The organism is Saccharopolyspora spinosa NRRL 18395 (assembly GCF_000194155.1).
Lineage (GTDB): Bacteria > Actinomycetota > Actinomycetes > Mycobacteriales > Pseudonocardiaceae > Saccharopolyspora > Saccharopolyspora spinosa.
Genome location: NZ_GL877878.1, coordinates 2,167,081 through 2,181,711, shown reverse-complemented (window position 1 = coordinate 2,181,711; position 14,631 = coordinate 2,167,081). Strand labels below are relative to the sequence as shown.

The 14,631-nt window shown below is 63.5% G+C and carries 14 protein-coding genes and 1 pseudogene; 4 read left to right on the top strand and 11 right to left on the bottom strand.

Annotation, left to right across the window (positions count from 1 at the left end; genetic code table 11):
- Window positions 1-21: 21 nt before the first annotated feature.
- From SSPN_RS0110915 to SSPN_RS50765, 9 genes and pseudogenes are all read right to left on the bottom strand, one after another.
- Window positions 22-225: a hypothetical protein gene (locus SSPN_RS0110915; RefSeq protein WP_010694423.1), complete on the bottom strand. Its 204-nt coding sequence runs from the start codon at window positions 223-225 to the stop codon at window positions 22-24.
- A gap of 513 nt (window positions 226-738) precedes the next feature.
- Window positions 739-1,470: a M48 family metallopeptidase gene (locus SSPN_RS0110910; protein WP_010694422.1), complete on the bottom strand. Its 732-nt coding sequence runs from the start codon at window positions 1,468-1,470 to the stop codon at window positions 739-741.
- Window positions 1,467-1,799 (bottom strand): hypothetical protein, encoded by a 333-nt coding sequence (locus SSPN_RS0110905; protein ID WP_010694421.1) that lies wholly within the window; start codon window positions 1,797-1,799, stop codon window positions 1,467-1,469. Before SSPN_RS0110905 ends, SSPN_RS0110910 begins: the two co-directional genes overlap by 4 nt.
- Window positions 1,800-1,891: 92 nt before the next feature.
- Window positions 1,892-2,401: pseudogene (locus tag SSPN_RS43380) on the bottom strand (transposase family protein); the annotation flags it as partial.
- A gap of 149 nt (window positions 2,402-2,550) precedes the next feature.
- Window positions 2,551-2,694 carry a hypothetical protein gene (locus SSPN_RS56605; RefSeq protein ID WP_010694419.1) on the bottom strand — a complete coding sequence of 48 codons (144 nt, stop codon included), beginning with the start codon at window positions 2,692-2,694 and terminating at the stop codon, window positions 2,551-2,553.
- 26 nt (window positions 2,695-2,720) lie between these two features.
- Window positions 2,721-3,595, bottom strand: a protein-coding gene (locus tag SSPN_RS50770) for an IS5 family transposase (RefSeq protein WP_170121539.1) whose coding sequence is annotated in 2 segments (ribosomal slippage) — window positions 2,721-3,248 and window positions 3,251-3,595 — 873 coding nt in all. Because the reading frame shifts where the segments join, the coding sequence is not laid out codon by codon here.
- A gap of 23 nt (window positions 3,596-3,618) precedes the next feature.
- Window positions 3,619-6,555: a type I restriction endonuclease subunit R gene (locus SSPN_RS43375; protein ID WP_010694418.1), complete on the bottom strand. Its 2,937-nt coding sequence runs from the start codon at window positions 6,553-6,555 to the stop codon at window positions 3,619-3,621.
- A gap of 20 nt (window positions 6,556-6,575) precedes the next feature.
- The gene (locus SSPN_RS0110875) at window positions 6,576-7,337 is read right to left on the bottom strand and encodes a hypothetical protein (RefSeq protein ID WP_010694415.1); all 762 of its coding nucleotides are present in this window, start codon (window positions 7,335-7,337) and stop codon (window positions 6,576-6,578) included.
- Between the two features lie 329 nt (window positions 7,338-7,666).
- Window positions 7,667-8,257, bottom strand: coding sequence for a restriction endonuclease subunit S (locus SSPN_RS50765; protein ID WP_083821664.1), 591 nt, complete (start codon window positions 8,255-8,257; stop codon window positions 7,667-7,669).
- 1,213 nt (window positions 8,258-9,470) lie between these two features.
- Here SSPN_RS50765 and SSPN_RS0110870 point away from each other — a divergent pair.
- The 4 genes from SSPN_RS0110870 (at window position 9,471) to SSPN_RS0110855 (ending at window position 12,137) form a co-directional block, all read left to right on the top strand.
- Complete coding sequence (locus SSPN_RS0110870; protein WP_010694414.1) at window positions 9,471-9,746, top strand: hypothetical protein; 276 nt, start codon at window positions 9,471-9,473, stop codon at window positions 9,744-9,746.
- 390 nt (window positions 9,747-10,136) lie between these two features.
- On the top strand, window positions 10,137-10,463 hold the full coding sequence (locus tag SSPN_RS0110865; protein WP_010694412.1) for a hypothetical protein: 327 nt from the start codon (window positions 10,137-10,139) through the stop codon (window positions 10,461-10,463).
- Window positions 10,463-11,680: a putative T7SS-secreted protein gene (locus SSPN_RS0110860; RefSeq protein ID WP_010694410.1), complete on the top strand. Its 1,218-nt coding sequence runs from the start codon at window positions 10,463-10,465 to the stop codon at window positions 11,678-11,680. Before SSPN_RS0110865 ends, SSPN_RS0110860 begins: the two co-directional genes overlap by 1 nt.
- 58 nt (window positions 11,681-11,738) lie before the next feature.
- Window positions 11,739-12,137: a contact-dependent growth inhibition system immunity protein gene (locus tag SSPN_RS0110855; RefSeq protein WP_010694408.1), complete on the top strand. Its 399-nt coding sequence runs from the start codon at window positions 11,739-11,741 to the stop codon at window positions 12,135-12,137.
- Between the two features lie 359 nt (window positions 12,138-12,496).
- Here the strand turns inward: SSPN_RS0110855 and SSPN_RS0110850 are convergent, their stop codons facing one another.
- Window positions 12,497-13,906, bottom strand: a complete 1,410-nt coding sequence (locus SSPN_RS0110850; protein WP_044573782.1) for a WXG100 family type VII secretion target — start codon at window positions 13,904-13,906, stop codon at window positions 12,497-12,499.
- A gap of 2 nt (window positions 13,907-13,908) precedes the next feature.
- Window positions 13,909-14,364, bottom strand: coding sequence for a YbaB/EbfC family nucleoid-associated protein (locus SSPN_RS43370; RefSeq protein ID WP_010694405.1), 456 nt, complete (start codon window positions 14,362-14,364; stop codon window positions 13,909-13,911).
- Between the last annotated feature and the right edge of the window lie 267 nt (window positions 14,365-14,631).

Genomic DNA, 14,631 nt, shown 5'->3' with positions numbered 1-14,631 from the left:
TACTCGGTTCAGTGGTGGTCATCACCGACCCCCACTCGTACGGAGTCCCATGACGGCCGCCTCGGCGCAGCGGTCGGCACAGGCGAACACCTGGGAACCGGTTTTCGAGCGCCCAACGGGCACCGAAGCAACCTGGACGTACAGGTAGTTCACTTCGCACACGACACAAGCCAGGCCATCAGCCTGCAATGCGGTCAGACCGTCGACAATCTCGTTCAGGTTCACCGGGAACCACCGCCCGAACGGCGGCGGTTGCGAACAACGTCAACGGTGGCCGAAACCAGCAGCTCGCGATGGGTGCGGGTTCGTGTAGATGCTGTACGAGCCAGCCCGGGGGCACCAAATGATCCAGCATTTTCGCAGGTCATCCCAGGTCCTTCTAGAGGATCATCAAGGGCGCGAGGTGCAAAGCCACAGGTCAGCCCAGTTTGGTATGTGCCCCCTGGGGGCACACTGACCTCGCTTCGTTTCCGCCCACAGAACAACGCTGACAGGATCAGCACATGCCCGGCGCCGAGGCCGGCAGCCGCCATGACGACGTCAACGGCATGCGGCAGATCAGCGAAGGCTGACCGTGCTTACCCCTTCGCCCTGTTCCCGGAAAACCGCCTGATGGTCCAAGCACCCCTGGGCGGGTGTCTCGCTCCCGAGCTGAGCCGCCGCGCTTTGTGCTGCGGATGGAGCGAAGGTCAGTCGAGGAGGGCGACGCCGACGAGCATGGGGGCCAGCGGTGAAGAATTAGAGCGCAGCGCGAACAGCGCCCATCCACACGCGCCGCCCCTCGTCATGCAGCTTCGACTCCAATACGACGGCCTCTGGCAATGCCACCAACAGCCGCTGCCTGAACTCGTCGTCGTGGCGAGGCACGAGGAGATGAATGAGCTCATGGACAACCACCAGGTCAAGCAAATCCGGCGAGAGCTGCATCGACGCCCAGTGAAAGGCAAGCGAGCGGTCCTTCGTGCGCAAGCCCCACCGGGTAGAGAGGTCGCGGACAAGTACTTCTGGCGGCTCGACACCGACTCGACCTGCCCATGATCGAACCTTCTCGATCAGCCAATGCCGGCCTCGGACGCGGTACCAGTCGACGATGTCCGCGGCCCCTGCATCGCCCCTCAGCCGCAGCCATCCTCCACGCAGCCTCACCGGCGCCGTCTGCTCATCGACCAGAAGCAAACGGTAGTGTCGCCCCAGGTAAGTGAACCCCTCGCCGTTGACAAGTTCCTTGGCTGGGTGCTCGGCTGCCAGAGCCTCTCGGCGTCGAACCGCTTTGGCCAACCACAACCGACGTTCCCGGAGTACGCCGGTCACGTCTTCAGGTGTGGTTTGCCGAGGCACCGCGATCACAATCGATCCATCAGGCAACACGTCCAGGCCCAGCGTCCGGCGTCGTGGTCGTACCTCGATCCGCCAGGACCAATGGACCGGCAGACCTGCCCGCTCCACGGCCGCGTCGAGAATGTCGGTCATCGTGGGGGCCGATCGTTCAGCCGCAGGAAGCGCTCTCGGTTGCTCGTGGCGAGATCGACCAGCCTGTCCGCGATGTGTTGCGCGGTGGCCGGCGTGAAGCGGATGTCGACCACGAGTGTCTGGATCAACCGCTTGCGGGCGGTTTCTCGCACATGGCCGTTGTACAGGAAGTGCGGTCGAAGCACCTCGTCGCTGATCTGTACCGCCAATCCACGCGCCGCTGTGACGATGTCGAGTTGTGCGAGAGCAGGCCGATCCGCCATAGCTTCCTCGAGGAGGCTGTGGATCGGCTTCTCGGTCCACCGATCGAGCCCCAGCTCCGTGGTCACCTTCTCCTCTTCCACTGAGCCTTTCCGGGTAACGGTTGGTCGCTGTGGGTGATCATGTTGTGCGGTCGTGTTCCGGGCATGATTTCGGGGTGGGCGCGGAGCGCGGTGGTGTCGTGCTCGCGGCCCGGGCGCACCTGGGAGGTCCATAGCGGCCAGCCGTCGGGGGCGGTGATGACCTGGATGTTGCCTCCGTGGTTGGAGTGTTTTCCCGACCACCACAGGTCCACGCCACGAGTGGGGCCGGGTGTACGGACCCGATCGGTTTCGATCAGGGTGCCATCGATGGAGATGTGGCCGTGGCCTGCGATTTTCGCTGCCAGCAGTGCTGATTCCAGTGCTGGAGCCTGGGCGGCGAGCACTGCGAATCCCTCATGGAGATAGGTGTATGCGGTGGAGGAGCTGATCGTGTGATCGACGGCCAGCTGTTTCACGCGAGTGCCGTCGAGAAACCAGCGCAGCACCAGGATCGCCTGCTTGTATGTGCTCAGCGATCTCCGGTGCTTGCGGGTGCCGCACCGCAGGCGTTGGGTGTGCAGCAAGCTCGACAGGTACAGCACGGTCAGGTCGCGTACCGGCAACGTCGCGGTGTATGTCACACTCATCAGGCGCGGAACTCCTATGAAGTTGATCTGTGGTAGGACCAAATTCATACCCGGGGTTCCGCGCTTTAACTTTGCATCACAACAACTTCGGCGTGTCACCGCCACACGCACCAGCCGCAGCCACGACGACTACCCAGAGCCACAGATGCTTACCCGGAAAGGGTCACTGTCTGCGCCTGCAGGCCCACCAGCTCCAGGTATGCCTGTCCGAAGTCGTGGTCGTCCTCCATCTGTCGGAGGATCTCTTCGAGGCGTTCACTCAGCCGTTGGTACGTGTGCGGGTCGGATGCCATCCGGGTACTAGGGTCTGTTTCAGATGTCAGAGCCACTCGTTGATAGACGCGATGACCACCGTGGCCTCGTAACGGACAGCGAGTTTGTCGTACCGGGTGGCCACGGCCCGGTTCCGCTTGAGCCGGTTGATTCCGCATTCCACGGCATGACGCTGCTTGTAGATCTCCGTGTCGAACGCCGGCCGGCGACCACCGCGCGAACCTCGGTTCTTGCGGTGACGGATCTGGTCCGCTTTCTCGGGAATGGTGCACCGAATGCCCCGTCGCCGCAGGTACGAGCGATTGGCGCGCGAACCGTACGCCTTGTCGCCCAGCACCCGGTCCGGACGTGTCCGCGCCCGGCCCCGACCAGTGCGGGGCACGCTGATCCGCTCCAAGACCGGCTGGAACTGCGGCGAGTCACCCCGCTGCCCCGCCGTGACCACCAGCGACAACGGCTTCTGACCCTGCTCAGTGGCCATATGCAGCTTGGTGGTCAGCCCGCCCCGCGACCGGCCGATTCCGTGATCATCCGGTTCGGTGTCAACCCCGCCCGGCGGTTCCCGCTGTTCAGCCCCTTTTTTCGCGCACCGGCGGCGTGCTGGTGCGCGCGAGCGACAGTGGAATCCACGCTGACATCCCAGGTGATCAGGCCTTCGGCGTCGGCCTGGGCTTGCAGCCGCGTCAGGATTCGCTTCCAGGTCCCGTCGCGCTGCCAGCGCCGGAACAGCCCATACACGGTCTGCCACGGGCCGTATCGCTCCGGCAGGTCACGCCACTGCACACCCGTGCGCACCCGGAACCGGATACCGTTGATCAGCTGCCGTTTCGGATGCTTGGGCGGGCGGCCCGACTTCTTACCCTTGGGCAGCAACGGTTCCATCTTCGCCCACTGCTCGTTCGTCAGATCACCTCGACCCACACGAAGATCATCTCAAACCGAGATCAACTTCTGAAACAGGCCCTAATGTGCTCACGCATCGCGTGCTTCATTTCGAGCGCACGTGCCCGGTCGTCAGGAAGCGCGTCGACCTTCTCGGCGAAGTCGTCTGCGGTGATCGTCACCGGCGGGATGCGTTGAAGGATCCCTTCCACGCGGATGTGCGCGTCGATGAGCTGCCGTACCTTCAACCCGTACCGGTACGGGTTGAAGTGGGCGCGAGCATCGCGGTAGCGACGACGTGCCAGGTACTGGACGATACCGAGATTGCGGGCGAACTCTTGGTACTCCAATGCTTCCGCACGAGGCAGCACCGCGTTGAGTGCGGTCAGGAACGTCCTGGTGACGTCATCGAACTCGGCTCGAAGCTCCGGATCATCGAGCAGCGCGAGAAGCTCCTCACGCTGCTCGGGGGTGTCGAGGCCGGAAACTCCTTGCTCCGCCAGGAGAATCGCTACGCGCTGCTGCTGATCTCGCAGCTCCGGAACGACAGCCTCGTCCAAGGGCATCATGACCGCGTCGGCGTCCGTGTCTCCGACAACTTCGCGCAAGTGCTCGGGGTCGTAGTCGCTGAGTGCCTGGGCGAGCTCGGCCGAGACACCGACGTAGTCGACGATCAGTCCGAACGCCTTGTGCTTGCGGGGCCGGTTCGGTCGGGCGATCGCTTGCAGGAGCTCGACGCTCTGCATCGGCCGATCGAGGAAGAGGATCTGTTCGACAGGAGCGTCGAAGCCGGTGAGCAGCATGGACTTCACCACGATGAAGACGATCGGCTCGGCGGGAACGGCCGCGTCGGCTGGAGAATAGGTGACCTCGCCACCGGGTACCGTGACATCCACGCGCCACGGTTCCCCGCCACCGTCGTGGATCGGATGCCAGTGGCTCAGTGCGCCAGCATGATCCGACCACATCCGGTCCGGCTCCGACTCCAGCGCTTCACCAAAGCCGTCCTTGAAGCGCCTGATGTACTCCTTGTGGCGTGCCTTGTCCGTCCACTCCTGCCACGCCGCATCGTCAGGTGTGCTGCCCTGTGAGATGACCGCAGCAGCGGTGATTCGTTCCAGGAGCTCACGATGCTCGGCAGCCTCCAACAGGATCTGGGTGCGCTCGTCGGCTTCCTCCCACGCCATCGGGTCGTAGAGCAGCGCCGGGCTGAGCTCTTGAACCTCGACGAGCAGCCGTGCTCTGGCCTCAAGGAGTGCACGTTGGTAACGGACAGCTGCCTTGCGAGACACCGCGACCACCTGGGCGGAAAACCTGTCCGGCATGGCGTAGCGGACCCAGTAACGGAACATGTCGTCAGCTTTGGCGCGGATCAATTCCGCGGCCTCCAGCACCTCCCTGTGGCGGGCGAGCTGCCGGACCGCTTGTTCTCGCTGATTTCCATCACCCGGTACGGCATCCGCGAACCCCGCGTCGAGGATCGCGCGATCGATCACCGCGCCAGGAACCTCACGCGACTCGTACCGCAACGGAACGATGGCGCGATCCCGCTCGGCGTCCTTCAACGCATACACGTCGAGGATGGGTCCGAAGATCTCTTGAGTGGTCTTCTTCCGGCCACGCAGGATCGGAGTGCCGGTGAACCCGATGAGCACCGCGTTCGGCAGGTTCCCACGCAGTCTCGCGTGCTGCCACGACGACTGCGACCGATGTGCCTCGTCGACGAGGACGACGATCTCGTCGCTGTCGTTCAGTGCCGACGCGACGACCTGTGACTCGTCCTCGTCGGAGTCCGGCTCGTCCTCGTCCCGGGACTTCTGGATGGTGACGAGCACCAGGTCCGGCCGAGCCCGCGCGAGGTGAACGCGGGCATCCGCGACCGATGTCGCGCGCAGGGGCGTCTCTCCGGTGGTACCCAGGCTGTGCCGGATCTGTTCTTCCAGGTCAAGACGGTCAGTGACGACGACAACCTTGAACCCGCGCAGCTCCTCGTGTCCGCGCAGCACTCGCACCAGGAACGACATGGTGAGGCTCTTGCCGGAACCTTGGGTGTGCCAGGTGACACCGCCGTGAGGATCGGGTGCCACCGTTGCCGAGATGGCCCGCTGGCGTTCCTCGAGCCGGCGAACCAGCCGGCGCACCGCTCGATACTGCTGCCACCTGGCCACGATCTTGACCTGTCGGTCGTCCACGACCTGACCCACGGTGAAGTCACGGATGACGTTGAGCAGGGTGGCCAGTCGCAGCATCTCGCCGACGAGAATCTCCTGTTCCAGGAGTGGTTGATCAGCGGGCTTTCCCGTCTCGGCGCGGATGGTCTGCTCAACGGCGGGTTCGACGAACCGCCAAGCGGCGAAGTACTCGTGCGGCGAGGTGATGGTGCCGTACTGGGCGGTCTCGCGGTCTGTCGCGATGAGCAGCTGGGCGAACCGGGCAAGATCCGGTGCATCGTTGACGTAGCCATGCAGTTGGATGATCGCCTCGTCGACAGCGGTCGGGCCGGGGTTCTTGCATTCGATCACCGCGAACGGCAGGCCGTTGACGAACAGGACAAGATCAAGGACGACGTACGGGCGGCGCCCTTTGAACGTGTCGATCCGGAACTGCGACACGACGAGCAGTTCGTTGCGCTCAGGATGCTTCCAATCCACCAGCTTGATCGGCTGGCGCAGGCCGTCGTCCCAGTCCGGCCGCCCCACGACGGTCAGCTCCGCCCCGGTCAGCAGCTCCGTGAACGCGACGTTGCCCTGCACGCCCTGTTCGGGCTCGCGGATGACCCGGTTGACGATCGTGGTGAGTCGTTCGTCATCGAGCCAGGGCCGTCCGTCCGGGTCTAGGTTGATCGCCTTCACGACGTCGCGGAGGCGCTCTTCCAGGATGACGTCACCGAAGGTCTGGCGCCCCTGCCCTGGTGCAGCGAACGGCAGATGGGTCCACCCCATCGCCACCAGCTGATCGATCATGGGCCGCTCGACCTCGTCCCGTTCCGGGTGCCGCATCCGTCACACTTTAGTCTCGATCATGCGTAGCCCAGTTCAGTGAGGTACTCGGCGAGCTTGCGTGTCGCGGCATCACGTTCGGCTTCCAGCTGCGACAGCGGCACCCGATACTTGTCACTCCATCGGTTGAAGGTGGCGATCAGTTCCGCGCGTCCGGCCGCGAGGTAGCGATCCAGTCGGCGGGCCAGATCGCGTTCGAACACCTGGAGCACGATCTCGACCACGGCGTCGGTGGTCAGCGCCTGTTGCGCTGCGATCTGGAGCTGCTCCTTAAAGAGCTTCTCCAACTTCGTGCGTTTGGTTCGGGCCGCGGACGCCACCTTCTTGAGACGTGCCACCTCTTCCGGAGTCACCTCGGACTCCTCGGCGTCGTCCGCCTCGTCCTCGTCGCTGCCGTCCAACGCAGTCTTGGCCGCCTTGTGTGCTGCGTCGGCTTCGGCGAACTCCGCCTCCGCCTTCTCCAGCTCGGCCAGGAACTCCGGCAGCAGATGCGGAACGACCGGGTGATCCAGCGCCTTGCGGCGCTCGACGGCGGTCGGCTGCTTGAACTTGCCGTTCGGCTGCTCGACGGGCTCCAGCATGGCTTCGATCGTGTCGACCCACCCCTCAAGCACTCGCTCGAACCCACCGGCGGCCAGAGCCTTCAGATCGTGCCGGTTGTCCATCCACCAGCCGGCGACGATGCCCGCCGTGGTGAACTTGTCGAGCACGCCCAAGGGCACAAGCGCACCGGTGAACCCGCTGAGCAGGCCTGCCCGCAGCAACATCAACTGCTTGTGCACCGGCAGTTCGCATGGAGAACCACATGGCCATAGACCAACCGTAATACCTGAGACTTGCCAGTCGACTCCGATGCAGGCACCTATTCCTGATGGCAGCGTTTCCATCAGAGCGAACGCGAATAACGGGTCTTCGAACTTGGTCGGACACGGCAACCGAGCTGGTGACACAGCGTGGCCGAGGACCGAGTGCCCACAGTGCCGACAGGTGGATGAAGGGACCCTTCCTGTACCTCAGATGGATGAAGGGCTGCCCGCTCAACTTCAAAGACCCCGAGTAGCAGCACGGGGCCGCCCGGCGGCGACCAACCCTCGACGACAGAAGTCCCCACTCATGCCGGTAGCACGCGGCCAGTCAGCAAGTCGTCAACCAACCCTGCTTTAAATTGAAACAGCTTGGATCTTTCCGCCTCAATGGACCTAATTGCCTTATCAAAGGAATCCAGAATCTTAGAAATTGCACGTCGCTCGCCAGCTGTCGGCAGCAGCACTCGAAGCGACAACAAGTCACCACGAGAAAGACCTGGAATTAGGCCGGAACTAGCACGAGACTGCAGTTCTTCGTAGTGAGCATTAATGATAGATAGCCAATAATTTCGCTCATCCACTGGAGTGCAGATGGCAGCAAGTTGACGACTGATACAGGCATCCTCTACAGCGATAGCTACACGGCCAGCACCGGAACCTTTGACAGTTACAAGGATATCTCCAGCCTGACACATCACCTGAGGCCACTCGGTGTACCGCGTGGCTACCGCAACATCGCCTTTGAAGTCGGCGGGTCCAGTTAGATATGGAACACCCCGCCCCTCATTATTAGCAAGTTCCGAATCAATGTGCACACCGGAGATCATTCCGACATGCTCGCCAAGACTAGATGCAGTCCATGTCGAAGGATTCAGCTTAATCTTGCCAAGATCCATATCGGTCACGAATTTCTCCTATTGCCGTCCAGCACATCACGCACAGCCTATAGCCGACGCCAATCGTCACAACACTACAGGTGGATCGCCCCACGGCTTCCTGGGCAAGACCGCAGCTTCTGAGAGCAAGCAGCTTGTCGCGACGGAAGCGCTGAGCGTCCGGCCTCCACATTCATGCCCAGGAGGTCGCAGACGGTACCGACCCCCATGTGCAACCGTGTCCGGCTCCTGCGCGCACGACCGACCACAGGTGCGCAACGTCAGGTCGTAACGACTCGACGATCATAGGAAGCGGTGCACGCCTGACGTGCCGCAAGATCGGCGCCGGTGATCGAGCAAGCGGTGTAGCGGTTTGCGCTGCACCACGACTGCACTCGCCGAGATGAGGCATCCAGCCAGGCTTAGCTTGGTTTTTAACCCTTTCGTCGTGGGCGGGGGTCTTGGGCTTGGGTTTCCTGGTTGTTGTCGTGGTGACGATGTGCACGTCATGGCGGGTGGCTGGGTGGCGGTTGCGGAGTCCTGGTGGGCGTCCTGGGCCGGGCTGGGAAGGCTTCGGTGCAGCCGCAGGGTTTCCGACTTTCGTGCGCAGGTTCCGAAACCCGCGTCGGACCCGGGCCGGGGTGAGTCGTTCGGGTTCGGCGGGTTTCTCCCACCCCGTCCGGTAGTGCCGTACCGGACAGGGGCTGCTCGACGTGCACCACGCGTTGCTCCGTAATCGAGTCTCGCACCAATCCGACGCCCCGAGCCTCATTGCTCCCGTTCGTGGGCCCTCCGACGACGGTTCGGTGAAATCTCCGCTGTGGCGGTAACCAGCAGCTCACGGCGGGTACGGGTTCGTGTAGATGCTGTACGAGCCGCGCCGGGGGCACGCATCAACTTCCGAGCTCAGAGCCCGCGTGGATGTTTCCGAGTCTCGCCGTGACGGTGGGGTACCCATCGTTTACTCATCGCTTTGGTCCGCGGTAAGGGAGTCGGAGATGGGTCGACCGCCCCTCGAGATCGGTTCTCACGGGAAGATCAGTACGACGCGGCTGGATGACGTCGCATGGCGGGCGCGCACGCGGTTTCGGGCCTTCGACGGTAAGACGCGGCTCGTGGAGCGCTCCGGCCCGACGGAGAAGCGAGCCGTCGAGCGGCTGGAGTCGGCGATCGAGCGGCTGCAGAAGGCCAGGGCGCGGCTGACCGTGGACTTTAAGTTCCGTGAGGTGGTGGAGTGCTTGACCGGATCGCTGATCTGCGTCTCCGGGAGATCAGCGTTCCGGTCCTCGAAGAGTTCTTCGAGAAGCTTGAAGAGGAAGGGTATTCGGCGAGCTACCGGCGATCAGTCCGCACGGCCATCAGGGGCACCCTGCAGATCGCCGTGCGCTATGGGCTGCTGGACAGCAATCCGGTGCGGGAGCCGGCAGGTATGAGATTTGACTGCTCAATGTCGGGCTGCGGCCCTCTCCGAAGTGCCGCAGCCCCGTGGTTGGCGAACCGGCGTCCATGACTGCTGCGGTGGTGTTTCGGTCACGGTAAACCGACCATGGTTGTAGTCGGCTTGTGAGCGGTGCGTGGCACCGAACGGGCATTGAACGAGGGGCGGCTGAAACGGGGATTCGACCTAGGCTGCCAGGAGGGCCAGCTCCAGAAGCGCCGGACCCTCAGTACACGGCCACGATTCGGGTGGTAGATGCGCATGGAAGATCGTGCCCCAGGCGTAGGCAACGGCGACGTAACTAAGGTAAACGCTGCTGCCGACGGCGGCGGCTACTCGCCGTGCTCGGCAAAGTGCCGGGCAGTTCTTCCATTCGGAGGATGAAGCTGCGTACCGACTCTGCGGTGGCCGCACGGTCCTAGGGTGTGGCGGGCACTGGAGCCAAGCCGAGGACGGAGCCGCATGACCGACGGGTTTCGCGTCGACTTACCTGCCTTGACACAAGCATCGGAGGGTGTAAACGAAACCATCGAGTCGGTTCGGAAGCAGCCGGTACGCGACATCGATTGCCCTGTGGATGCGTTCGGTCATGATCGGCTTGCCACCACGGTGGCTGAGTTCTGCGATCGCTGGGATCAAGGAGTGGTCAACCTGGCCGACGACGGGGCGGAGATCGCCGGTCGGCTGGCGCAGTGCGTCGAGGTCTATCGACGGACTGACGAGGCGGTTCAAGCCCACTTCGAAGGCGTTGTGCAGCGCTTGACGGGCGAAGATCCGGCGGCGGAGTGATGGCAGCCGAACTGGGTACGACCAACGATCCCAAGGCCCTCGTGCCAGGCGATGCCGACGCCCTGCACCGCACGTCGGTATCGATGACCGCTTACGGCGACATGTTGTGTGAGGCTGGCGAAGGTCTCAAGCGCATCGACAGCTCAGAAGGTTGGAGCGGCGAAGCAGCGGAGCAGTTCCGCTCCGCATTCGACGGCGAACCGATCAAGTGGCTGGAAGCCGGAGACTGCTTCCACTACGCCGCCACAGCGTTGGAACGCTACGGCGGAACCCTCACCTGGGCACAGGTACAAGCAGGCGAAGCGATCCGGATGTGGAACGAGGGTGAGGCTGCCACCCAAAGCGCTCAGGCCGAGCATGCACGGTTGGTCGAGCGAGCTCAGCAACAGGTGCCTGCAGGCGCGCCTCCCGCCGACGATATCCCGTTTACGGATCCGGGTGAGGCCAAACGTCAAGCGGCACGAGAAACTCTTAGCAAAGCACGTAGCGACCTTGCCGCAGCGGGTGAGGCGGCTGCCGACGCGATCGGCCGTGCACGAGATAAGGCCCCCGACACTCGCAGTTGGCTGGCCAAAGCCGGGGATGCCGTCGGTGATGCGGCAGGCACCGTAGTCAACGCGTTCGCGTCGGTGGGCAACGCCGCGATCAACCACCCAGGAATGGTTCTTGGCCTCGCGGGTGGCGCTGCGCTCACTGCGGTCAGCGCGGCAGGCGAGACCGCGGGTGTGCTGCTTGATGCCACTGGTGTCGGCGCCCTCGGTGGCGTTCCACTCGGCGCGGTCTCGACAGCAGGGATCGCGACAGGTGTTGGCATCATGGGCGCCTCGATGGCCGGACTGGCCGCGGAGGCGGCAGGCGACGATGAAGTCAATCCCATCGACACCAGCGATGACGTTGTTGAGTCGACGGAGCCGCTGCCTGCCGAGCAAACGACGAAGACCGACCGCATCAAGGAGCACCTCACCGAGAAGGATCTCGACGCGGCCCGCCGCGAGCTCAACGGCGAGGTGGTCGCCAGAAAACCGAACGGGGAGCCGTGGGATCACGTCGATGAGGTGCAAAACGCCCAGCGTGGTTTGGTGAACCGCATCGAGCAGATCAACCGGCAACTGGGTGACTCCCGGACAACGCCGGAGCAACGCGCGGGCTTGGAATCGGAGTTGTCCGAGGCAAGCCGTCTACTGGACCACTCCGAGGGCTATGTCCCACGTGGCTGACGGGCGCGGAGGGCTCGATACGATTCCCCAGAACTTTCGTGAAGGTGGTGGCACGGTCATGGCGAACGAGGAGAGCCGCGACGACCTGTCGTTGGAGCAGATCGAAGACGACACCTGGGGGGAGCCCCCAGCGGATGCAACCAAGCTCGTGAAAACCGTGCATCAGTTGCGGCGCAAGCCGATAGGGGCACTGAGCGACGCGGACCTCCGTGTGCTCCTGGCCCAGAAGGTCGGGATCGACGTACTCGTGCCCCGTGTCCTCGCGCTGTTGGAACGGGATCCGCTACTGGAAGGCGATTTCTACCCAGGCGACGTACTCGTTGCCGTCCTGAAGGTCCCCGTCGATTACTGGTCCGCCAACCAGGAGCAACGCGCCAGGGTCGAGCGAGTCATCGCATCGATCGACCATCCAGACTCCCAACTCCAAGCCGATATCGACAAGTTCCGCAACCAGTAAGGTCGTAGGACAGTGGAGGACACCTCACGCCCAGGGCGGCCGTACGCGGTGTCGGCCCAGCCGCTGCCGACATCAACAGCGGCTGGCCAGTCGCCGAGGTCGACATCTTCGCGACCCATCCCCGCCGCGCCTGCGGGGCGCACGAAGGCGGCACCGGCAGCACCTGGAAAGTCGCCGACTCAGCCCCGCCAAGAACACGAAGATTTCCCTCGTCCAGCGCAGCGCTCTGTAAGGTCGCGCCACATGTCGCCGTGCTGGTGCCGTCTGCGTCACATGAGGGCGCCTGGTTTGGCCTCTGCAGACGCAATAACCGCAAGGCACTAGCGGCAGACTGCCGCGTTTGGTGATCCTTCGACGGACTAAATCGATACCATGGTGACCACGGTACCGTCCCCGTCGCGTACGGCTTGGTGTGCGAACCGGTTACCCGTGGTAGACGCCATCGAAGCGTTCTCCCGGGCATTTTCGACCCGGCGCAGCGCGTCATCCAGTTCGGCCTGAGCACCGGGCCTTCCTTCCGCAAGTGCTTTTTCCGCTTGTTTGACCGCTTTCTGGGCATCGACGAGGTCGCCGGTGTCGCCTCGGGTAAGCGTCTTGGCTAGCGGGTTGGCGTCGATCTTGCGTGCTACCCACTGTTCGACCTTGTTACCGCCTCGCAGCCCGTTCATCTTCTCCACGACTTTGCGCAGTGGGCCTTTGCGCAGCATCTGGAGCAGGTCTTCGAGTTTCGTGACCAGCGGCTTGAGCTTGTGCACGAGGTTGGCGACCTTGGTGCCCAACCGGGTTCCGATGATCGCGACCTGGGACGCGGTCAGCCCGGAGGCCGCACCGACGGAAGCGCCTGCCGTGATCCACGAGGCCGCTAATGCGGCGATCCATTCGATGATCAGGCCGATGACCAGTTCCTGGATGATGTCGATGACCATCTCGACGAACGCGTCGAAAAGGTCCGCGGCGATGTCCAGGATCTGCTTCAACCCGCGGACTTCGGAGGCGAACGTCTTGGTGCCCTCGGAGAATTCGTCGAGTTGCTTGCGGAACGCATCGCCGGCCTGGCCCTCCCAGACTGGCTTGGTCGCGTCGGCACGCTGTTTTTCCTGCTCGCCCAGCTTCTCCAGCCACTCGGCGACCTGTTCCCAGCCCTTACCTGTGCTGCGCATCTGTTCGGGGTCGCCGATAGCCGGTTCCAGGACGAACTCGACGAGCGGGCTGATCACCAACGATATGAGAAATCCAAGTCCGTTGTCGATGAACGACTGGCCCGGGCTGGTGACGAACTGGAGCTGTTCCATGCGGGCATTGACGGTCGCGATCGCGATGTCGGGAGGGTTGTCGGCCTTGGCTAGATCCTGGGCAGTCGAGACCGTGGACATGCCGTATCCGGCCGTCTGGGCCATGAACCCCCGCTGCGGGCCACCCGCACTGTTGACGCCAGCCAGCGTGGTCGGCCCCGCACCGGACACCTGCAATCCGCTGACGTCAATCGCGCTTAACTCAGTGGCCTGCCCTTGATCGGTTTCGCTGTAATTCTTCGCGCATTCGCTCACCGCCTCCGAAATCTGCTGCATGAAAGCACCGGCCTGCTTCGCCAGGTCACGGCACTCCTCAAGCGAATCGAAGTACGCGAAAGCCATGAACTCGCCGATAGGCCCAAAGCAGTCATCGCTGACCCGGGCCTGCTCAAGCACCGACGAAAGCTGATCAAGATGCTCCGCTACACCTTCAGAACCCGTGCTGTGCGCCGACAGCGCTTCCGGCGCCACCTTCATCGTCACGCCGCGTCACCCCAAGAAAGTGCTGTCGGAAAGGTCGTCGTCGTAGTCGACGGAGTCGTCCGCCCGTCGCACTGCGCCACAACCCGATCCCCGCCAGCCTGGATGTCCCCACTCGCCGAGTCCGCGTTGAACGCGCTCTTGAACTGTTCGGCACGGTCGCCCAGCGCTGACTGCACGACCTCGTCCATCTGGTGAGAAGACTTCCGCGTCGCCTCGCGGATCGCTCCTGGGATGCTTCGCCGCAACGCGTAGTGGGACTGTCGCATCGAGTCCGGATTCAACTGCAGATCCAAGACCGCCCCAGACCGCGCAACAGTGACCATCATCGAGCTGTCACTGCTGCGGGCCTGCCCCTTGAGCTCCTGCATTCTCTCCCGGAGCCGACATGCCTGCGCAGTCTGCTCCTCGGGCCTCCGCATCATCTCTTGGATGCGCTCCGACGCCTGTGCCACGATCCTCCCCTGCCCGTGTCTGGCCTCGTACTGACTCGTGATGCTATCGAGACAGCAACACGAACTGGGTAGGTTCGACAGATCTACCTCGTGGTGCACAGCACCAGCTCACCAGAGGTCACAAGTCGGCTTGAGGCCGTTCGGAGCCGGCTCTCATCCCCTCCGCACCGCTTACCTGCCCACCCAGTGCGACGCAGCAAAGCGTGCTTGCCCGGCCAGCTGCGTGCTCCATTTCCCTCATGGGAAAGCACGCGCCCAGCACGCTTT